The sequence below is a fragment of the Sporosarcina aquimarina genome (assembly GCF_033253705.1).
Lineage (GTDB): Bacteria > Bacillota > Bacilli > Bacillales_A > Planococcaceae > Sporosarcina > Sporosarcina aquimarina.
On record NZ_JAUBDH010000002.1, the window covers coordinates 432,976 to 453,123 of the forward strand.

At 42.0% G+C, this 20,148-nt stretch carries 19 protein-coding genes; 9 read left to right on the forward strand and 10 right to left on the reverse strand.

Annotated elements, in window-relative coordinates; genetic code table 11:
* Position 1: 1 nt before the first annotated feature.
* From QT716_RS04810 to QT716_RS04825, 4 genes are all read right to left on the reverse strand, one after another.
* Positions 2-1,390: a dihydrolipoamide acetyltransferase family protein gene (locus QT716_RS04810; protein WP_317934846.1), complete on the reverse strand. Its 1,389-nt coding sequence runs from the start codon at positions 1,388-1,390 to the stop codon at positions 2-4.
* Between the two features lie 36 nt (positions 1,391-1,426).
* Entirely contained in the window at positions 1,427-2,404 is a 978-nt protein-coding gene (locus QT716_RS04815) for an alpha-ketoacid dehydrogenase subunit beta (protein ID WP_317934847.1), read from the reverse strand.
* Between the two features lie 3 nt (positions 2,405-2,407).
* Positions 2,408-3,523 carry a pyruvate dehydrogenase (acetyl-transferring) E1 component subunit alpha gene (gene pdhA, locus QT716_RS04820; RefSeq protein WP_317934849.1) on the reverse strand — a complete coding sequence of 372 codons (1,116 nt, stop codon included), beginning with the start codon at positions 3,521-3,523 and terminating at the stop codon, positions 2,408-2,410.
* Positions 3,524-3,735: 212 nt separating this feature from the next.
* Positions 3,736-4,374: a YkyA family protein gene (locus QT716_RS04825; RefSeq protein ID WP_317934850.1), complete on the reverse strand. Its 639-nt coding sequence runs from the start codon at positions 4,372-4,374 to the stop codon at positions 3,736-3,738.
* Positions 4,375-4,483: 109 nt separating this feature from the next.
* On the opposite strand from QT716_RS04825, the gene def reads away from it, so the two are divergent.
* From def to rnjA, 3 genes are all read left to right on the forward strand, one after another.
* Positions 4,484-5,038 (forward strand): peptide deformylase, encoded by a 555-nt coding sequence (gene def, locus QT716_RS04830; RefSeq protein ID WP_317934852.1) that lies wholly within the window; start codon positions 4,484-4,486, stop codon positions 5,036-5,038.
* Between the two features lie 248 nt (positions 5,039-5,286).
* Positions 5,287-5,496, forward strand: coding sequence for a DNA-dependent RNA polymerase subunit epsilon (locus tag QT716_RS04835; protein WP_317934853.1), 210 nt, complete (start codon positions 5,287-5,289; stop codon positions 5,494-5,496).
* A 3-nt stretch (positions 5,497-5,499) separates the two neighbouring features.
* Positions 5,500-7,167: a ribonuclease J1 gene (gene rnjA, locus QT716_RS04840; protein ID WP_317934854.1), complete on the forward strand. Its 1,668-nt coding sequence runs from the start codon at positions 5,500-5,502 to the stop codon at positions 7,165-7,167.
* A gap of 48 nt (positions 7,168-7,215) precedes the next feature.
* On the opposite strand, the gene QT716_RS04845 is transcribed toward rnjA, so the two are convergent.
* The 4 genes from QT716_RS04845 to QT716_RS04860 all read right to left on the reverse strand — a co-directional run bounded on the left by QT716_RS04845 (position 7,216) and on the right by QT716_RS04860 (position 9,542).
* Positions 7,216-7,875 carry a potassium channel family protein gene (locus QT716_RS04845; RefSeq protein WP_317934856.1) on the reverse strand — a complete coding sequence of 220 codons (660 nt, stop codon included), beginning with the start codon at positions 7,873-7,875 and terminating at the stop codon, positions 7,216-7,218.
* 113 nt (positions 7,876-7,988) lie between these two features.
* Positions 7,989-8,438, reverse strand: coding sequence for a redoxin domain-containing protein (locus QT716_RS04850; protein WP_317934857.1), 450 nt, complete (start codon positions 8,436-8,438; stop codon positions 7,989-7,991).
* Positions 8,439-8,517: 79 nt separating this feature from the next.
* The gene (locus QT716_RS04855; RefSeq protein ID WP_317934859.1) at positions 8,518-9,060 is read right to left on the reverse strand and encodes a peroxiredoxin; all 543 of its coding nucleotides are present in this window, start codon (positions 9,058-9,060) and stop codon (positions 8,518-8,520) included.
* A gap of 149 nt (positions 9,061-9,209) precedes the next feature.
* The gene (locus QT716_RS04860; RefSeq protein ID WP_317934860.1) at positions 9,210-9,542 is read right to left on the reverse strand and encodes a hypothetical protein; all 333 of its coding nucleotides are present in this window, start codon (positions 9,540-9,542) and stop codon (positions 9,210-9,212) included.
* A gap of 233 nt (positions 9,543-9,775) precedes the next feature.
* Here QT716_RS04860 and QT716_RS04865 point away from each other — a divergent pair, with 233 nt between their 5' ends.
* The 6 genes from QT716_RS04865 to QT716_RS04890 all read left to right on the forward strand — a co-directional run bounded on the left by QT716_RS04865 (position 9,776) and on the right by QT716_RS04890 (position 15,770).
* On the forward strand, positions 9,776-10,318 hold the full coding sequence (locus QT716_RS04865) for a helix-turn-helix domain-containing protein (RefSeq protein WP_317934862.1): 543 nt from the start codon (positions 9,776-9,778) through the stop codon (positions 10,316-10,318).
* A gap of 17 nt (positions 10,319-10,335) precedes the next feature.
* Positions 10,336-11,439, forward strand: coding sequence for an ABC transporter ATP-binding protein (locus QT716_RS04870; protein ID WP_317934863.1), 1,104 nt, complete (start codon positions 10,336-10,338; stop codon positions 11,437-11,439).
* The gene (locus QT716_RS04875) at positions 11,429-12,256 is read left to right on the forward strand and encodes an ABC transporter permease (protein ID WP_317934865.1); all 828 of its coding nucleotides are present in this window, start codon (positions 11,429-11,431) and stop codon (positions 12,254-12,256) included. Before QT716_RS04870 ends, QT716_RS04875 begins: the two co-directional genes overlap by 11 nt.
* Positions 12,240-13,040, forward strand: coding sequence for an ABC transporter permease (locus tag QT716_RS04880; protein ID WP_317934867.1), 801 nt, complete (start codon positions 12,240-12,242; stop codon positions 13,038-13,040). Before QT716_RS04875 ends, QT716_RS04880 begins: the two co-directional genes overlap by 17 nt.
* Complete coding sequence (locus QT716_RS04885; RefSeq protein WP_317934869.1) at positions 13,037-14,110, forward strand: ABC transporter substrate-binding protein; 1,074 nt, start codon at positions 13,037-13,039, stop codon at positions 14,108-14,110. Before QT716_RS04880 ends, QT716_RS04885 begins: the two co-directional genes overlap by 4 nt.
* A 463-nt stretch (positions 14,111-14,573) precedes the next feature.
* Positions 14,574-15,770: an MFS transporter gene (locus QT716_RS04890; RefSeq protein ID WP_317934870.1), complete on the forward strand. Its 1,197-nt coding sequence runs from the start codon at positions 14,574-14,576 to the stop codon at positions 15,768-15,770.
* A 54-nt stretch (positions 15,771-15,824) separates the two neighbouring features.
* Here the strand turns inward: QT716_RS04890 and QT716_RS04895 are convergent, their stop codons facing one another.
* Both QT716_RS04895 and QT716_RS04900 read right to left on the reverse strand, forming a co-directional pair.
* Entirely contained in the window at positions 15,825-18,410 is a 2,586-nt protein-coding gene (locus QT716_RS04895; protein WP_317934872.1) for a VWA domain-containing protein, read from the reverse strand.
* On the reverse strand, positions 18,394-20,142 hold the full coding sequence (locus QT716_RS04900; protein WP_317934874.1) for a vWA domain-containing protein: 1,749 nt from the start codon (positions 20,140-20,142) through the stop codon (positions 18,394-18,396). Before QT716_RS04900 ends, QT716_RS04895 begins: the two co-directional genes overlap by 17 nt.
* Between the last annotated feature and the right edge of the window lie 6 nt (positions 20,143-20,148).

Here is a 20,148-nt window from a genome sequence, read left to right on the forward strand (position 1 = left end):
TTTACGCCTCCATTAATAAAAGTTCTGGATTTCCGAGCAAGTTCTTAAGATGATTCAATGCCTGTTGGCCTGTAGCCCCATCGATTACTCGATGATCAAACACTAAAGATAATGCTAACATAGGTGCGGCTACGATTTCACTATTTTTAACAACTGGTTTTTCAGAAATACGGCCAATTCCTAAAATCGCAACTTCAGGATGATTAATGATTGGTGTGAACCATTGACCGCCTGCTGAACCAATATTCGTGATTGAGCATGACGCACCCTTCATCTCTGAAGCAGAGAGTTTACCGTCACGCGCTTTTCCGCCAAGATCAGATATTTCTTTAGAAATTGCAAACATAGATTTGCGATCAGCATGCTTAATAACAGGGACAAGTAGACCACGATCCGTGTCTGCTGCAATTCCGATATTATAATAGTGCTTTTGAATAAGCTCTTGAGTTGCATCATCCAGAGATGTGTTCAACTCAGGGAATTTGCGTAAAGTGGAAACGAGTGCTTTCACGACGTAAGGCAAGTACGTAAGTTTGATATCTTGCTCTGCTGCAATTTCTTTGAATTTCTTACGGTGTGCTACAAGTTCTGTAACATCTACTTCATCGAGTAATGTTACGTGAGGAGCTGTATGCTTCGAGTTGACCATTGCTTTTGCAATTGCCTTACGAATACTTGTGAGCTTCTCTCTTGTTTCCGGGAAGTCACCTTCAGGAACTTCAATTGGAGCAGATTGTGTCTGCTGCTCCAATTGTGAGTCCGCGACAACATTTTCTTCTTTCGTTTCAGTCTCAGTTTCCATTGCAGCGGATTTGTTTCCACCTGCTTTAAACGACTCAATATCTTCTTTTAATACTCTACCGTTTTTACCTGAACCTGCAACTTGATGAATGTCAACGCCCTCTTCCCGAGCAAATTTCCGAACGGATGGCATTGCGATGACACGGCGATTCGGATCCACTTCTTGACTGCCTGCTTGCTGTTCAACGTTAGGCGTTACATCCTTACCTTCTGAAGCCTCTTCTTGAGGAGCTTCCTCCTTATCAACAGGCTGCCCTTTTTCGGCAGTACCTTGCACTTGAGATTCAGTTTCTTCTTTCGAATCAGCAGGTGCTTCCTCGACTGGTATGTCTTCTTCCTCATCTTCGTGATCCGGAGAGTCGATTCTAATGAGCTTATCTCCTACGACCGCTACTGTACCTTCTGTAACTAGTATCTCTTCTATAGTTCCGGACACGGGTGAAGGAATTTCAACAACTGATTTGTCGTTTTGTACTTCTAGAAGGGTATCGTCTTCATTAATGGTATCGCCTTTTGCTACGAACCATTTTACGATTTCACCTTCATGTATTCCTTCTCCGATATCTGGCAAACGAAAATGATAGGCCACGTAATTCATCCTCTCTTTAGTCCATAAGACTAGCTATTAAAATTCAAGTACTTTTTTCGCTGTTGCAGCGATATCTTGTGCGTTAGGCAGCCACGTATTTTCACCTTGTGCAAACGGATAAATCGTATCAGGAGCAGCGACACGTAAAACCGGCGCTTCCAGACTTAAAACTGCGCGTTCCATGATTTCAGAAACAACATTGGCAGCAACTCCAGCTTGACGCTGTGCTTCTTGAACAACGATTGCACGATTTGTTTTCTCTACAGAAGCAATAATTGTCTCGACATCAAGCGGTTGAATTGTGCGCAAGTCAACAACTTCAACTGAATGCCCCTCTTTTTCAAGCGCTTCAGCTGCTTTCAAACTTTCTTGAACCATCGCGCCGTAAGTAATAATTGAGAGATCTGTTCCTTCACGTTTCACATCCGCTTTTCCTAGAGGAATTGTATACTCTTCTTCTGGAACTTCTTGACGGAACGAACGATAGAGCTTCATGTGTTCTAAGAAAATAACAGGATTATCATCTTTAATAGCAGAAATCAGGAGCCCTTTTGCATCGTAAGGAGTCGAAGGGATCACTACTTTAATACCTGGTTGTTGAGCAACAAGGCCCTCTAAGCTGTCTGCGTGCATCTCAGGTGTAGCAACGCCGCCGCCAAATGGGGAACGGATAGTAATCGGTGCATTCAGCTTTCCAGCACTGCGGAAACTCATGCGTGCAGCTTGTCCGCTGACAGAATCCATTACTTCAAATAAGAAACCGAAAAACTGCAGTTCCATCACTGGACGGAAACCAGTCAATGCAAAACCTATTGCAAGTCCGCCGATACCTGATTCTGCAAGTGGCGTATCAAATACGCGTTCTTCTCCGAATTCTTTTTGAAGTCCTTCAGTTGCTCGGAAAACGCCGCCATTTTTACCAACGTCTTCACCGAATACGAGCACGTTTTCATCATTTTTCAATTCCGTGCGCATTGCATCGGTAATTGCTTGGATCATTGTCATTTGTGCCATCGGTTATTTCGACTCCTTTTCAGTGTAGATATCGTACTGTTCTTGTACATTAAAAGGCATATCTCCAGAGTACATAATTTTCAAGAAATCAGTAACTTTTTGTTTAGGTGCCTGATCTGCTTGTTTGATTGCGTCCTTAATTTCTTGTTTTGTGCGTTCAATTACTTCATTTTCTTTTTCTTCATTCCAAAGATTCTTATCTTCCAAATATGCTCTGAAACGAACAAGCGGATCACGCTTTTCCCATTCGTTGTCAATGTCGGAAGTACGATACCTTGTAGGATCGTCTCCTGCCATTGTATGTGGACCATATCGGTAACACATTGTTTCAATCAATGTAGGTCCGTCACCTTTAATTGCACGTTCACGAGCATCTTTTGTTGCTACGTAAACAGCTAAAGGATCCATTCCATCTACAAGTACACTTGGAATTCCAGCCGCGATGCCTTTTTGAGCAAGTGTTTTCGCTGCAGTTTGCACTTCACGCGGTGTGGAGATTGCAAATTGGTTATTCTGTACAATGAAAATCGCCGGAGCACGGAATGCGCCTGCAAAGTTAATGCCCTCGTAGAAATCACCTTGAGAAGTACCGCCGTCACCTGTGTATGTCATGACAACAGATTTAGTACCTCTTTTTTGATAACCTAGTGCAACTCCTGCAGCTTGAACGTATTGCGCTCCAATAATAATTTGCGGTGGGAAAATGTTCAAACCCTCTGGAAGTTCACTACCTAGGAAATGTCCACGTGACCAAAGGAAAGCCATATGTAAAGGCAAGCCATGAAAAATCAGTTGTGGTACGTCACGATATCCAGGAAGAATAAAATCATCCTTCTCTAAAGCGAAATGAGAAGCAAGTTGTGATGCCTCTTGACCAGCAGTTGGCGCGTAAAAACCAAGACGTCCTTGTCTGTTGAGAGCAATTGAACGCTGGTCTAGTATACGTGTGTAAACCATGCGCTCCATTAGCTCTGTTAACTCTTCGTCTGATAACTTAGGATCCGCTTCTTCGTTGACAATCTTTCCATCTTCATTCAGAACCTGAAACATTTCAAATTTATCTTCGATCTCATGTAATACACTTGTTGGATCGAACTGCTTATTCTTTTCTGCAGCCATTTCAGCAACTCTCCTTCATATATCTGTATTAGGCGAAACGCGATATTCTAGTGGTACAATCTATCTTCCACACTCAGTATACTGAATCACAAAGAAACGGTCAATCCATGGAGCATCTAGTCAAACTCATATTTTTATCGGACGGGAAATTCAATCACTCTGTACTAACACAACGATTTGTCTGTCTTATAATAGAATTTCTTTAAGCCATTCTAATCGGTTTCTATTTGCTGCGTTTCACTTAACGCACTGTTTACTTCGTTCGTGGATTGGTTAAATACCTGTGTCGCGTCATCAAGCTGAGCTTTCGTTTTATTAACTAGCAATATCGCCTTTTCCAGCTTTACCCGTTTTACATTTTCGTCAATCAGAAAGTTGTAAACAGCTAGTTGACGCCCAGTCATTTCGATATAGATTTCAATAACTTTATGATGCAGTTCATATCTCTCTGCCAACGCCTTTTTCAATTTTGCAACAGCGCGCGTGCCATCGTCGCTCTCAGCTGGAGGCAAATCAGAAAGTCGCGCAGCTTTCTTTTCAGCTTCATCTACAATTATCCGTTCTTCTTCTATTAACTCTTGTCGCTCACTCAACAATGTTTTCATGCGCGTGACGTTCGATTCTACAAGGTTTTGGTCTTCGACTTTTAAATTCAATGTTTTTTCAAAAAGTATTTGTTCTTTCTTTTCAATCGCCGCCAGCTGGGTTTCAAAATCTGCGGCTTCTTTCTCGTGGGTTTGAACTTCATTTAATATCTCCGAAAGTTCTTGCTGCATTTCATTTTCATTTTCTGTACAACCCCCGAGTGTGAGCAACCCGCACAATGACACAGCTAAAATCATTTTCTGCATAGAATCCCCCGTTTTCATTATATTTTTTCGTTCAGCAGTAAATCCTTTATCACAATTCCTTCTTCCATTATACTAATACCATGCATTAAAACGAAAAGGAGCCACCATCATGATACTAATGAGCGATATTATACGAGAAGGTCACCCAACACTTAGAGAGCGGTCTGAAGAAGTTAAGTTCCCTTTGAGCCAGAACGACAAACAGTTAGCAGCAGATTTATTGGAATATGTTATAAACAGCCAGGACGACGAGATTGCCGAACAACATGACTTACGCGCCGGTATCGGTCTAGCGGCACCACAAGTAAACCAGCCAAAACGAATATTCGCTTTGCATATTGAACAAGAGGACGAAAAAGATTTAAGCATAATTGCTATCAATCCTAGAATTGTTAGCCATTCAGTAGAACAATCCTATTTACCAACAGGAGAAGGATGTCTCTCAGTCGATCGTGAAGTCGAAGGCTTTGTACCACGTTATGCCCGAATTACGATAAAAGCATTCGATATCGAAGGAAAAGAATACAAAAAGAGGTTAAAAGGGCTTCCCTCCATCGCTTTCCAACATGAACTTGATCATTTGAACGGCGTGATGTTTTATGATCATATTGATTCGAAAGATCCTTACAGACCTATCCCTGGTGCTTCACCATTAGAAAAATAATAATTCAGACTTGACAGAAAGTTATAAATGCGTTATGCTTCTTTAACAAGGAGTGATATGGCCATGTATAAACGCCTGAAACGTAAATTGTTGAAACGGCTGAATGGCATACTCGGGAAAAAGTCTATCGCATAACGCATATTCGCCCACCCTACTAAAGGTGGGCTTTTCTTTATTTTCCATGAATGTCGTGGTATTATTAAAAGTATCAGTCCAAAAATCGAACGTTAGAAAAAGGAGAGCACAACATGATCTATAAAGTTTATTATCAAGAAAGCAAAACTCAGGTACCTGTCCGCGAAAACACACAAACGATGTATGTGGAAGCAGCATCACCACGTGAAGTACGTAAAAAATTACAAAGCCGCGCTTTCAACATCGAATTCATTCAACAGCTTGAAGGGGAGCATCTCGAATATGAGCAAGCTTCTGAATACTTTGAGCTTGAGCAGGTGTAATGCATGAAATCCATTAAAAACAATGAAACAGCCGTTTTCGCTCTAGGCGGACTAGGTGAAATCGGTAAAAACACGTATGCTGTGCAATTTCAAGATGAAATCATCTTGATTGATGCTGGTATTAAATTTCCTGAGGATGATCTGTTAGGTATCGACTACGTCATTCCAGATTACACGTATTTGAAGCGAAATGCCGATAAAATCAAAGGTCTATTCATCACTCACGGTCACGAAGACCATATCGGTGGAATTCCTTATTTACTTAAACAAGTGAATATGCCTGTATATGGCGGAAAACTTGCACTCGGTTTGCTCCGCAATAAATTAGAAGAACACGGTTTAGTACGCTCTACTAAATTGATCGAATTCGGTGAAGAGGATGTATTTAAGTTCCGTAAAACTTCTGTGTCGTTTTTCCGTACAACACATAGTATTCCTGACGCTTTTGGGGTAGTTGTTAAAACTCCATCAGGCAATATTGTGCATACAGGAGATTTTAAATTCGACTTCACGCCTGTTGGCGAACCTGCCAATCTAGCTAAAATGGCTAAGATTGGAAGTGAAGGCGTCCTTTGTTTACTTTCAGATAGTACGAATGCTGAGGTTCCTAACTTCACGATGTCTGAGCGTAAAGTCGGAGACAGTTTAAATGACATTTTCAGAAAAGTAGATGGACGTATTATTTTTGCAACGTTCGCTTCTAATATTCACCGTCTTCAGCAAGTAATTGAAGCGGCTCAAATTCACGGTCGTAAAGTTGCGATCTTTGGCCGCAGTATGGATAATGCGATTACGATTGGACGAGAGTTAGGTTATATAGATGCACCTAAAGATCTATTCGTAGACACTCAAAGCATTAACCGTTTACCTGCAAACGAAGTAATGATTTTATGTACAGGCAGTCAAGGTGAGCCTATGGCTGCATTATCCCGAATTGCAAACGGGACACACCGTCAAGTCCAGATCCAGCCTGGTGATACAGTGATTTTCTCTTCATCACCTATCCCTGGTAACACTCTAAGTGTAAACAAAACGATTAATGCACTTTTCCGCGCAGGCGCAGAAGTGATTCACGGTGCATTGAATAACATTCATACCTCCGGCCACGGTTCTCAAGAAGAGCAAAAACTGATGTTGCGTCTGATTCAGCCTAAGTTCTTCATGCCGATCCACGGTGAATACAGAATGTTAAAAATGCACGAGGAACTGGCTATCGCATGTGATGTGGAGCCAGAGAATATCTTCATCATGTCAAATGGTGATGTGCTTGCACTCACAGAAGATTCAGCCCGTCTTGCAGGACGTGTTCCTTCAGGGGATATCTATATTGATGGCAGTGGTATTGGTGATATAGGCAACGTGGTATTACGTGACCGGAAAAACTTATCTGAAGATGGATTAGTCATTGTCGTCTCCACAATTGATAAAAAACGGAATCGTGTTGTTTCAGGGCCAGACCTCATTTCACGAGGATTCGTCTACATGAGAGAATCAGGTGCAATGATTAACGAAGCTCAATATATGCTTACGCGTCAAATGCATCGAAAACTAGCTTCGGGTCCAGCTGATATAGGTGTATTGAAGAGTGACATTATTGACTCTTTAAGTTCTTATCTTTATGACAAAACAAAACGCAGACCTATGATTCTTCCAGTTATTTTGGAAGTATAAAAGAAAAACAGCCTTTCCCGACGACTCTCGTCAGGAAAGGCTGTTTTATTAATGTAAAACTTTTTTCTCGAATCGGTGGATGTCTACGTCTGATCCGATCACAATAAGAACATCGTTTAACTGAATCTCTTCAATCGCTTGTGGAGAAACTAAAATATGATCTTCCCGTTTAATTGCAACGATGTTAACGCCATATTTTGCGCGGATGTCGAGGTCTATCAAAGTACCTCCCGATAATTTCGAGTTTGCCCGAATTTCCACAATTGAATACTCATCTGAAAGCTCCAGGTAATCAAGAATATCATTCGATACCATTCGGTTTGCAATTCGTCTGCCCATATCGCGCTCCGGATGGATTACATGGTCTGCTCCAATTTTACGCAGCACTTTTTCATGATAGTCATTTTGCGCTTTCACTGTAATGGTTTGTACACCAAGTTCTTTCAAAATAAGCGTTGTTAAAATACTCGCTTGAATATTTTCTCCAATCGCTACAACAACATGTTCAAAATTACGAATACCTAATGACCGCAAAGATGATTCATCGGTCGTATCCGCCGCGACAGCCTGTGTTGCAATTTGAGCAAATTCATCTACCCGCTCTTGGGATTTATCGATCGCCATGACGGACGCATCCAATTCGATGAGCTCATTTACAATACTTCCGCCAAAACGGCCAAGACCGATTACGACAAATTCTTTTTTCATATCTCATCTCTCCGATTCGCTATAAGAATGCGTTAAGTTTACCACAGCTAGGCTACTCGCTCAAATATCGAGAAAACCCGACGGTCCGTAAAACGGAACGCCGGGTTAGCAATTTACTTTTTCATTTCATCGAGTACACGGTTTACTCGTTTTTCCAGCATCTTCATGCCGCTTCCGCCTGCTTGGAAGTGACGAAGCTGACCGTCTTTGTCAAACACATAATAAGCAGGTACATATTGGTTTTCGAACGCATCATTCAACTTAAGTTCACTGTCAACGTAGATTGGTTGTGTAATATCGTGTTCAGCAGCGACTGCTTTAATATTATCCAAATCTACATCGTCTTCAGAACGCGGCATATGGACAGCCACAACATTCAATTCATCTTTATACTTATCGCGGAATGCGTTAACTTCAGGCATTGCCTCTTTACACATATGACAGCTTACAGACCAGAAGTGAATAATAGTTGGCTTTTCACCAACAAGTTCTGATTTCGTAACTTCACCGTTTAACCATGCAGTTGCGCCTTCTAATTCAGGCATTTGTTCACGTAATTTCATGTATTCGTTCCTCCTCTTGGATAAAAATCCCCGCTCCATTACTCAGCGGGGAATTACAATCAATTGTTAGTGTATGGAATTATAGTGTTTCTTGACCGGGACGCCAGTTTGCTGGGCAAAGACCGCCAGTTTGAAGCGCTTGAAGTACACGAAGTGTTTCGTCTACATCACGGCCAATGTTGTTGTGGAATACTGTTTGGTATTGCATTTCACCTTCAGGATTGATGATGAAAAGTCCACGCAAAGCAATTCCCTCTTCTTCAATTAAAACACCGTAGTTACGAGCCACTTCGTGGTTTGTATCTGCAGCAAGCGGGTAATTCAAGTCCCCTAGACCGTTATCTTTACGGTCTGTATTGATCCAAGCTTTATGTGTATGGATAGTATCCGTAGATACACCGATTACTTCTGCATCAAGGTCTTCGAACTCATCGTAACGATCAGACATTGCAGTAATTTCTGTCGGGCAGACAAATGTGAAATCCATTGGATAAAAGAACAATACTGTCCACTTATCATTTTTCATGTTTTCTTCTAGGCTGACTTTGCCGAATGACTTGTCCTTCATTACAGCTTCCATTTCAAATGTTGGAGCTTGTTTACCTACCATGCGTTCTACCATTCAAAATCCCTCCAATTATCTTAAGAACAGAATTCTCACCTGTTCAATTCCTCTATATCTTATCAAATCCTATTTATAAATTCAATTAGAATGACTTACAGGTAATAATCATTCTCGAAAACTGGTGGTTAATTGAGAAAAAGGATACTCTATCCGTCCTTTTCGTTTTCGGAACACATAGACGGCTTTGCTGGACGCGTGTTGCAAAACTCGCATTCTTCTTCATTGCACGCTTCTTCTCTCCACTCGTCGCAAGAAGGACAATAGACAGAGTCGAATTCTTCATTATATACAAGGGATTGCATGCAGTGAATGCAATGATCCGCCATCTCTGACCATTCGATGACCTTTTTATTATTAGCCAAAAACACGAGCTTATTCCCATCATTTATAGGAGGCATATCCTGACTCAATGCAAATTTCATTAGATTATTCCAGTGCCGGTCTTCCGGGTCTAAATAAAAAACTTTTTTCTCGCCCAATTGAAGCCCTCCGTTTCTCTACTATTATTTTACTACTCTCTTCTCAGTAATACAACGAAAGCAGTATTCCCTTAAATTCTTCTACTTAGAAAAGTAAAAAAGCCGATTCAGCAACTTTTTGCAGGCCTTATCAAAATCCCCTTGCTTTCCAGTGACGGTTTTGTATAATGATAGATGCTAAAAGTAAACTTGAAGTACAGTTAAACTAAACTTCCGAGAAAGAAGGGGACGTTATGGAAATCGGCAGCAAAATTAAACGGCTCCGATTACAAAGTGGGCTCACTCAAGAAGAACTCGGTGAACGCACGGATTTAACGAAAGGCTATATTTCTCAATTAGAACGTGAGTTGAATTCTCCTTCCATTGAAACGTTGTTTTCTTTACTCGAAGTACTCGGAACAACGCCAAAAGACTTTTTTGATGAAACAAAGAAAAGTGATCCTGTCGTTTATTCACCTGAACAGCAAACAACGTATACCAATGATGAACTGAATTATAAAATACGTTGGCTCATCCCCAGGTCAAATGAGAATGAAATGGAACCCGTTCACATCACTTTTTCTCTTAAAGGGGAACTAAAACAATTTAATCCCTCCCTATCCGAAACGTTTATCTACGTTCTTGTAGGGAACGTGGAAATAGAGATTGGTACGCGTGTATACCACGCAAGTGCAGGAGATGCTGTCTATTATGTGGCAGAAGATCAGCATCGCATTTCAAACGCACACGAAGGGGTAAGTGAACTCTTACTTGTCGCGACAGAATCTTATTTATAAAAAAAGGGGGACCTTCATTGTCCACACAACCAATCATTCGTTTTGAGAATGTCAGTAAACGTTTTAATGAAGATACTACAGTTTTGGATGGCGTCTCATTTGAAATGGAACGCGGAAAGTTTTATACATTGCTTGGCCCTTCTGGCTGCGGGAAAACAACTATTCTTAGATTGATTGCAGGATTTTCGGAACCGTCCGAAGGAACAATCTATTTTAATGGGAAATCAGTGAACCAAACACCAGCTAACGAGCGTCAAGTCAATACAGTTTTTCAAGATTATGCATTATTCCCTCACTTGAACGTTTACGAGAATGTCGCGTTTGGACTGCGTATTAAAAAGGTCAAAAAAGCTGAAGTCGACCGCCGTGTAAAAGAAGCTTTAAAATTCGTCAATCTATCCGGGTATGAAAGTCGCGAGATCACTGAAATGTCAGGTGGTCAGCGTCAACGGGTTGCGATTGCACGCGCAATTATCAACGATCCTGAAGTCATCCTATTAGACGAGCCCCTTTCAGCACTGGATTTGAAATTACGTTCTGCGATGCAGTATGAATTACGTGAACTGCAGCAGCGGCTCGGCAAGACATTCATATTCGTTACACACGACCAAGAAGAAGCACTTGCAATGTCTGATGAAATCTTTGTTATGAACTCCGGACAAATTCAGCAGTCCGGAACGCCAATCGATATTTACGATGAACCCATTAACCGCTTTGTAGCAGATTTCATCGGTGAATCGAACATTGTATCAGGCGTCATGATTGAAGATTATGTAGTTGAATTCAATGGGAAACGATTTGAGTGCGCCGATGCCGGACTGCAGCCAAATGAGAAAGTGGACATTGTATTAAGACCAGAAGATCTCGAAATCACACCATTGAATACAGGAAAACTTACGGTTACAGTCGATACCTCCTTGTTCCGTGGGGTTCATTATGAGATTTCAACATACGACCAAGATGGAAACGAGTGGCTCGTTCACTCGACGAAGAAAGCCGACGTCGGCATGCAAATCGACTTGGATTTCATCCCGGAAAATATTCACGTAATGCGTCTCAACGAGTCTGAGGAAGACTATGATGCGCGGCTTGAAGCGTATGGTGCGGCGGATGAAAACTAATCGACTAGGACTGCGTTTGTCGACAGTCCCCTACACTCTCTGGATTTTACTATTTGTCATCGCACCAATCGGACTTATCGTCTACTACTCATTTTTCGATTTAGGCGGACAGTTTACGTTCGATAACTACAAAAACTTTTTTACATCTGTCTATCTCAAGTTAACGATCAGTTCATTTTGGTATGCGTTTCTTATTACATTTTTCTCGTTGCTCATTTCATACCCTACCGCTTACTTCTTAACAAAATTGAAGCATAAGCAATTGTGGCTGCTGCTTATTATCATCCCATCTTGGATCAATTTATTATTGAAAACCTATGCATTTATCGGATTAATGGGGTTGTACGGTCCAGTGAATGCGTTGCTCGAATCTGTAGGAATCAGAAAGCAGCAAATCCTGTTTACAGATTTCAGTTTCGTGTTCGTGTCTGTTTATATCTTTATTCCATTTATGATCTTACCGATTTTTAATGCACTTGATAAATTGAATCCTGCTTTAGTAGATGCTTCGAGAGACCTTGGAGCGAACGCTTGGACTACTTTTACTCGCGTTATTTTGCCTCTTACACTAAACGGTGTGAAGTCAGGAGTACAAGTTGTGTTTATCCCTGCCCTCTCGTTATTCATGATTACTCGGCTAATTGCAGGGAACAAAGTAATTACACTCGGTACCGCTATTGAACAGCAGTTCCTCGTTACACAGAATTGGGGAATGGGATCGACGATCGCTGTATTCCTAATCTTGTTCATGGTTATTATTTTACTGCTCACGACTGCAAACGAAAGGGGGGTGGCTGGAAGTGGAAAGAAACGGTAAACTCCCTAAGATCTATTTAACAGTCGTCTTCCTCGTTCTCTATGCGCCTATCTTTTACTTAATTTTTTATTCATTCAACTCTGGCGGCACGATGTCTCATTTTGAGTCATTCACATGGGAGCATTACGCTGCTGTATTTGAAGACAAGCGGCTAATTATAATCGTTCTCAATACTGTAGTGGTTGCCTTACTGTCGGCGTTAGTATCTACTGCCATCGGCGTCATGGGTGCCATTACAATCCATTACATGAAAAACAAAGCGATGCGGAACGCCATGCTGTCGATGAATAGTATCTTGATGGTGAGTCCCGATGTTATCATTGGTGCCTCGTTCCTCATTCTCTTTACATTAGTTGGCATTAAACTTGGATTTGCGTCTGTTTTGCTTTCGCACATTGCATTCAGTATTCCAATTGTCGTCATCATGGTATTGCCAAAGTTACAAGAAATGAGTCCGACGTTAATTGACGCAGCACTGGATCTTGGAGCAACTCGAAAAGAAATTATGTCACGCGTCATTTTACCGTTCATCAAGCCAGGGATTTTCGCTGGATTTTTCCTCGCATTAACATATTCCCTTGATGACTTTGCTGTAACATTTTTCGTTACTGGAAACGGATTCTCCACACTGTCCGTCGAAATTTACTCGATGGCGCGTACAGGTGTAACGTTGACCATTAACGCACTATCTGGGCTCATTTTCGTGATCACTGCTGGCTTGATTTTAGGATATTATTTCATTACCAATCGGCCTAAAACTCCAGCTGCGGGGGTGAAGCGATGAAAGGGTTAGTAAGAGGAGCAATTTTAATAGCTTTTACCGCCGCGGTCCTAATGATTGTCAACGCTCAGCTTGCGAAGAGCGGTGCACAATCCGGTGGAAACACACTGACAGTTTACAACTGGGGAGAATATATTGACCCGGATCTCATTACGCAATTCGAAAAAGAATCAGGGATTAATGTGATTTATGAAACATTCGATTCCAATGAAGGTATGATGGGTAAAATTGAGCAAGGCGGTACTTCTTACGATATTACCGTGCCTTCAGAGTATATGGTGGAAATGATGCGCGAAAAAGATTTACTTATTCCACTGGACTACGACAAGATTCCAAACATCAAAAATATTGATCCCTATTTCATGGACCTTCCTTTCGATCCTGACAATACGTATTCCATCCCCTATTTCTGGGGCACACTAGGTATTGCCTATAATCCTACGTTGCTAGAAGGGCAAACTTTTGAGAGCTGGGATAACTTGTGGGATCCTTCATTGAAACAGGAAGCGGTGCTAGTAGATAGTGCTCGTGAAGTGATTGGAATGAGTTTGAATTCTCTTGGATATTCTCTCAACTCAACGAATGTTGCGGAACTTCGTGAGGCAACAGACAAACTGAAGACGCTAAGCCCGAATATTAAAGCGGTTATCGGTGACGAAGTTACTCAAATGATGATGAATAACGAAGCTGCCGTTTCGCTGATTTGGTCTGGCCAAGCCGCGGATATGATGTCAGAGAATGAAGACATCACGTATGTCGTTCCCGATGAAGGCTCCAATCTGTGGTTCGATAATATTGTGATTCCGAAGACGGTTAAAAACATTGACGGCGCATATGAATTCATCAACTTCATGTTACAACCCGAAGTTGCAGCGCAAAATGCGGATTATGTAGGCTATTCAACACCTAATGAAAAAGCATTGGACTTCTTAGATGAAGAAGTCACTTCCGATGAACGGTATTATCCCGACGAAGCAGCACGGGACCACCTGGAAGTATATAAAAATCTAGGTCTTGAAATGCTTGGTACGTACAATGAATTATTCCTGGAATTCAAGATGGATATGAAGTAATTGTGGGAATTACGGCGGGAGCGCTTTGGCGCTTCTGCTTTTTTTGTTGCGTGTGGGTTGCTGAAGGGAAGATTTTTTTGGGGATGAATTGCGGGCATCACTTTCGCTTTATGTGCTCGTTTTGTTGGTTTATGAGCTCTTTCTTTGTTTTATGAGCTCTTTCCCTGGTTTATGATCACTTTTTTTGTTTTATGAGCTCTTTCTCTCGTTTATGATCACTTTTCTTGGTTTATGAGCACGTTCTCTGGTTTATGAGCTCTTATCTTGCTTTATGAGCACTTTCTCTGGTTTATGAGCTCTTTTTTTGTTTTCTGAGCATTCCACTGGCTATGATTACTTTAAAGATTTTTTATCACATCTATAAATTAAGCTTGGAGAGTCGTCCGAGTTGTTCGAATACTGTACGGACAGGCGGTATGATACACTAGGACGAGTACATAATTGAAAATAAGGAGGAACGCGATTGGCCAGTAAATCCACATCATTTGCAATTTACATCCTGATGTTTAACATGTTCATCACTATGTCAGGAATTGGACTTATTATCCCGATCATGCCTGATTATTTGGGCACTTTTGGTGTAGCTGGTGCAGCACTCGGTTCCCTGATTGCCGTGTTCTCATTCGCTCAATTTATCTTTTCTCCTATTTCCGGCTCGTTGTCTGACCGGCATGGTCGGAAGAAGATTATTATTTTTGGACTCGCTCTCTACGGGGTGTCTCAATTAGCTTTTGGACTATCTACCGAATTGTGGATGCTCTTTGCTGCACGGTTCTTCTCAGGTATCGGCTCCGCATTCCTGATACCTCCAATGATGGCATTCGTTGCAGACATTACCACGTTTGAAGAACGAGGACGCGGTATGGGATTACTTGGTGCTTCGATGTCACTTGGGTTTATGATCGGTCCTGGAATTGGCGGGTTTCTTTCCAAGTTCGGTCTGCAGTTTCCTTTCTACTTCGCTGCAGGAGCTGCACTATTTGCTGCGATTTTGTCCCTTTATATTTTACCGAATCCCGCTCCTAGTCCTGCGGCTGAAAATGGGCCAAGACGGTCGGAAAACTTGTTCACGCAAATTGTCCAATCGACTAAGAAATCCTATTTTGTCGTCTTGATCGTAATGTTTGTATTCTCTTTCGGGTTAGCAAACTTCCAATCGACAATTTCGCTGTATGTCGGCATTAAATATGATTATACACCTCTCATGATTGCCGTCGTTATTACAGTCGGCGGCTTTGTAGGAGTCATCATTCAAACTTTTATCATCAATCGATTATTTAAACGATATGGTGAGATGCGTATTATCCTAGTCAACTTGGTTGTAGCCGCAGTCGCCATGCTCGGGATTACATTTGTGAATATGTTTTGGTCGATTTTATTGGTGGCAACGATTTTCTCGACTGCGACTGCTTTACTGCGACCTGCAGTCAATACATTAGTCTCTAAATTGGCAGGTGACGAACAGGGCTATGCAGCAGGAATGATGAATGCGTATATGAGTTTAGGAAACATGGTGGGTCCTGCCCTTGCAGGGTTTGTCTTCGATTGGAAAATGACAGCACCTTATTTCCTGGGTACTACTATTCTTTTAATCTGCTTCCTGATCGCTGCCACATGGGCGAAACGCAACGTTCAAGTATTATCAACAACACGATCTTAACCACAAAAAAGTTCCAAAACGCATTCACGCGCTTTGGAACTTTTTGTATGGAATTCAACGCTTTCTTTTTTGCTTCAATAGCTCGCTCACGCTAGTTTGCGGAGATGGTTCAGGCATTTCCGAAACTGGTTTAGCCCGCAGCCTCGGCACCAAACGACTGAATCGCCGCAATGTGATATCAGCGAAGAAAAGAAGTAAAGATGCGAAAAGCAACCAATTCGTAATAGTTCTATTTTCTTCTCCTTTAAATGGATGTGGACGAAATGCTTCTTTTGGATCTCTTAAAAGGGTTCCCCCAGTTTGCGACATTACCTTTTCTAAGAGTTGTTCATCAGGTTCTCTTGGCATATACTCTTCTCCGTAAGGTATAGTGACGCCTGTTTCAAAAAGACTGCCTTGGTCATCTGTAACACTTAGATAGACAAGTCCCGGGTCTGACTCAATAGTTACTGTTGTATTGCCCGGCGTTGTTTGCTCTTGTTGGACTTGTACTTCTTCCCCATCTTCAGTTACAGCAGAAACTTCCAAAAATGCGGCTTCTCCACTTGTATCTGAAATTGTAAACTTCCCGCCATCACGTTGTGTTATGACATAGGGAGCTGACCGATACGAAGGTAAAATACGGGTCATAGCCGTACTCCAGAAATCAGGATACTGAGACCATGATGCTAAATCTCCTGACCACTTCCCAGAAGAATCTGAGGTGAAAGCAACCGTGCGACCAAGACCATATTTCCATTCCGCTATAATTGGATCCTCTTTCGGACTCATAGCTGCAACACGTGCTGTTTGTTTCGCAGTGGTTGCAATATATGCATTCATCTGAGGCACTCCTTCTGCAAACAGCTGATTCCACTCAGCTACTCCCCCCAACTTCATCCTGAATGGATTATCCTCAATATAAGTTCTGGTCATTGTAATAGTTTCACGGGATAGAATCGCAGGTACGGTTGATTCATCGATGACGCCGTAATACCGTCCCCCTCCTGCTTCCGCCATTTCTTCCAATAATCTTTGGTCGGCATCTGATCCGATCCCTACTGTAGACAGTGTTGTATTATTCTCTTTACCTTCAGCCAAAACATCCAAATAGCCCGGAGGCATTTGAGATTGCCCATCTGTTAATAAAATTATATGTTTTCTTTGTAATGAGAGATCTGATAAATCTTCATATGCTTTCGCAACAGAAGGAAAAATTTCAGTGCCCCCGCCTGCTGGTACGGACAAAATTTTAGAGGTTACATCTTTCTTATTTTGTAGTGGGGCTAAAGGTACGATTTCCCAAATGTTTTCATCGAATGCCGTAAAACCGAATGTATCTTTTTCACGCAGAAGGTCGACTGAACGGGCGGCTGCTTCTCGGGCAAGAATCAGTTTTGAACCGCTCATACTTCCTGATCTGTCCATCACAATCATAAGTCCTAGAGATGGAAGTTCCTCTTTTCCTTTCACTTCCATTTCAACAGGAAGCAGCTTTTCAATTGGCGTTTTAAAATATCCACCCAATCCAAAACTGTTCGAGCCCCCAGTCATCATGAACCCTGTTCCGAAGTTCTTAACAGCTTGTTCAATGAGGCCCATCTTTTCTTCTCCAACAATCGTGCCTGGTACATTATCAAAAATAATAGCTTGATAAGGTAAGTACCCTGATAGTGTCGAAGGTAACTGTTCAGCCCGCATCGTTGCTACATTTAACGCATTGTTGTCTAAAAGATCCGGGATAACTGAAGGGTTATCTTCTGTATCCACAACTAAAACGGATGGTTGTCCTTGAACGGATACTGCTGCGAACATTCGATTGTTTTCAAGAAAATGATCGTCTTCTACGACTAGCTTCGCTTCATACTTCATTAAGCCCGTTTCATAATCAGTGATTGGATAAGTAAACTCATTTACCCCCGGTGCAAGGTCAATTTCCTTTTCACCAAGCGGCTGATCATCTTTATATAAATAAAGGGTGCCTGAAGTTCGGTCAGATGCGTTGATTTCCACTTTCAACAATTGCTGTTGGCCAGCATAAGAAGTTCTCGGTAGTTCCAGTTTCGTAAGTGCTGCGTCTGAATAGTGTTTACGTTCAAGTTGTGCGACGTCTATCTGGACGCGGCCGTCGGTGAATTTACGTAAATAATTCGCGACGTTTCCGTTTGTCTCTAACCCATCCGACAGTAAGACAATACGAGTTGCTGAGTCTGGTTTGCCTGTTGAAGCCGACAGTGAAATTGCTTTTTCAATGTCTGTTTGTCCGGCTTCGAGCATTGGTTTCGTTTCGGGTAAGCGCAAATGGTCTTTAGTTATCGCAACATCTGTTCTGAAATCCCCGGCAAATGAATAGATCCCTGCAGATTGATCCGTTTTTTTGGCGGATAGACCTTCTTCTATCCAACGATCGATTTCTTCCTGTACGCCATCATTCGAAGCAGAACGATCTGCAAGAAATAGAATTTGTTCTTCATCGTCATAGAGAAGCAGATAGGGCGTTGCGAGTGCAGCAAGCAGTAAAACGATCGCTCCGCTTCTAAGGATGAAAAGAATTCTAGTTCTTGCTGTCTTGTGTGTCACTGATCGCCAGCTGAAAATCAGATAGGCAGCGGCTGGTACTAAAAGAAGTAACCACATTGGATGTTCAATACGGATATCCACGTCTGCGCTGCACCTCCCATTCTAGTAGTAACAGAAGCAAGAGAGGCAAAAGAAATGGCCATATTATTGGAGTTATTTGCTTCGTTTTTTTATCGGTTCCTACTATGTTGCCGATTGTATACGTTTCACCAACTGCAACATTTTTTTCGGAAGATTCGAGTTGAACAGCGAATAATTTCTCCGTGTCTCCATCTGTCACTTTGTAAATTCCAGGCTTGGCTGGAGCTTGTAATGTATTAGAAGACTCAGTCGTTGTTAAAAAATCCCCTTCCATATCGTACATGTCTGCTGCATTTGCCATTACTACAGATTTTCGCTGCAATGGTGTAAATACACTGAGGGAATCCGATTCTTCTGCTAACGAAGTCATGACACTCCATACAAATATTGGAAAAGTAGGCTGCAGTGGCCAATCTGTAGATTCCAAATCTGCAAGAAACACAACATCCCCTCTAGGAGATCGTTGTATGAGAGGTTCGCTCCCTATTGTAGCAAGCACCTCATACCCATCAAAGGCGGGGTAGATTTTCTCCACATACATTTCTTTTGGTGATGCGATTGAGAACAGTGAATCATCGGTAACTTCGATATCACCGACCGCCTTCACGGGCTCTGCATCATCTCTTCCGATCAATAATACTGGCCGGGATCCTTTATGTAACCAATCAGCGGAATTCGTAATTCTTAATACATCATCTGCTGTCTGTTCGGCTTCGCCATCCTCCGATACATCGTCATGAATCGCTTCTACTGCTTTTTTAAGCAGCTCATGAAGTGCGGGATCGATGACGACTCGTGTACGTTCAGACGCTAAAAGTGTAAACTCATGATCATCCGCACTATAGGAATCAGCTTCTTCAAGCTCAGCAACTAGTGAAGAAGCATCGGTTTCAATCCCTTGGAATGAAATCAGCTCCTCAGTTCCCGGCTCTCCTTCGAACTTTTTTACCCCTAACAGTTTTCCACTTTTTGCTTCTTTCAATTGAACGGATCCTGACTCTTTTTCAACCGTATCATGCTGCACTTTTACGATTGCTGACACAGTATCTTGTTTACGCACTGCCCCAAATCGGCTAATTGAATGATTAGTGATTTTTTGCTCATTCGCATGAACGTGCCATCTGATTTTGTTATTGTCATTCGATAGCGCCGTTCTTTCAAGTGAATCCGTAAAAATATGAACTTCAGCACCTTGGTCATGATAAATGGACTCCACAAGCTCAATGGAATTTCCTATATGGCTTTGTTCGTACTGTACAGATAATTGTTCAGCCTCACGGAGGGCTTGTGTAACGCCAGTATCTTGAGCTGCAAATTTCGGTTCTTTCCCTGTCACTACTATCGAGATTGGACGGCGCTCCGCTACTTCCACTAACTTCTTCATTGTGTCCCGGTTTGTTTCAAATAGAGTGCGATCTGTCGGCTGCGCAAGCATAGTCGCGGAGCTGTCGATGATGAAAACAAGAGGAATACCATCTGTTTTTTCTTGTTTGACGAATGGCCCCAGCAATAGGAATACGAGAAGGAAGAGTGCGAGTAACTGAAGATAGAGTAACAAATTGCGCTGCAAGTTTTTAATGTACGGAGAGACTTGTTCTTCTCTTCGGTCATGCGTCCAAAATAACGTAGAAGAAACCGTTTTGGATACAAACCGTTTTCGGAACAAATAGTATGCGATGACTGCTAGTGGAAAAACCAATGTCCACAAGTTAGCTAAACTGCTAAACCCCATCTTTCG

What these genes read in the sequence shown, in the direction of transcription:
- QT716_RS04815 (WP_317934847.1), bottom strand. Translation starts at nt 2,404, where the DNA reads ATGGCACAAATGACAATGATCCAAGCAATTACCGATGCAATGCGCACG.
- pdhA (WP_317934849.1), bottom strand. Translation starts at nt 3,523, where the DNA reads ATGGCTGCAGAAAAGAATAAGCAGTTCGATCCAACAAGTGTATTACAT.
- QT716_RS04825 (WP_317934850.1), bottom strand. Translation starts at nt 4,374, where the DNA reads ATGCAGAAAATGATTTTAGCTGTGTCATTGTGCGGGTTGCTCACACTC.
- def (WP_317934852.1), top strand. Translation starts at nt 4,484, where the DNA reads ATGATACTAATGAGCGATATTATACGAGAAGGTCACCCAACACTTAGA.
- QT716_RS04835 (WP_317934853.1), top strand. Translation starts at nt 5,287, where the DNA reads ATGATCTATAAAGTTTATTATCAAGAAAGCAAAACTCAGGTACCTGTC.
- rnjA (WP_317934854.1), top strand. Translation starts at nt 5,500, where the DNA reads ATGAAATCCATTAAAAACAATGAAACAGCCGTTTTCGCTCTAGGCGGA.
- QT716_RS04845 (WP_317934856.1), bottom strand. Translation starts at nt 7,875, where the DNA reads ATGAAAAAAGAATTTGTCGTAATCGGTCTTGGCCGTTTTGGCGGAAGT.
- QT716_RS04850 (WP_317934857.1), bottom strand. Translation starts at nt 8,438, where the DNA reads ATGAAATTACGTGAACAAATGCCTGAATTAGAAGGCGCAACTGCATGG.
- QT716_RS04855 (WP_317934859.1), bottom strand. Translation starts at nt 9,060, where the DNA reads ATGGTAGAACGCATGGTAGGTAAACAAGCTCCAACATTTGAAATGGAA.
- QT716_RS04865 (WP_317934862.1), top strand. Translation starts at nt 9,776, where the DNA reads ATGGAAATCGGCAGCAAAATTAAACGGCTCCGATTACAAAGTGGGCTC.
- QT716_RS04875 (WP_317934865.1), top strand. Translation starts at nt 11,429, where the DNA reads ATGAAAACTAATCGACTAGGACTGCGTTTGTCGACAGTCCCCTACACT.
- QT716_RS04885 (WP_317934869.1), top strand. Translation starts at nt 13,037, where the DNA reads ATGAAAGGGTTAGTAAGAGGAGCAATTTTAATAGCTTTTACCGCCGCG.
- QT716_RS04900 (WP_317934874.1), bottom strand. Translation starts at nt 20,142, where the DNA reads ATGGGGTTTAGCAGTTTAGCTAACTTGTGGACATTGGTTTTTCCACTA.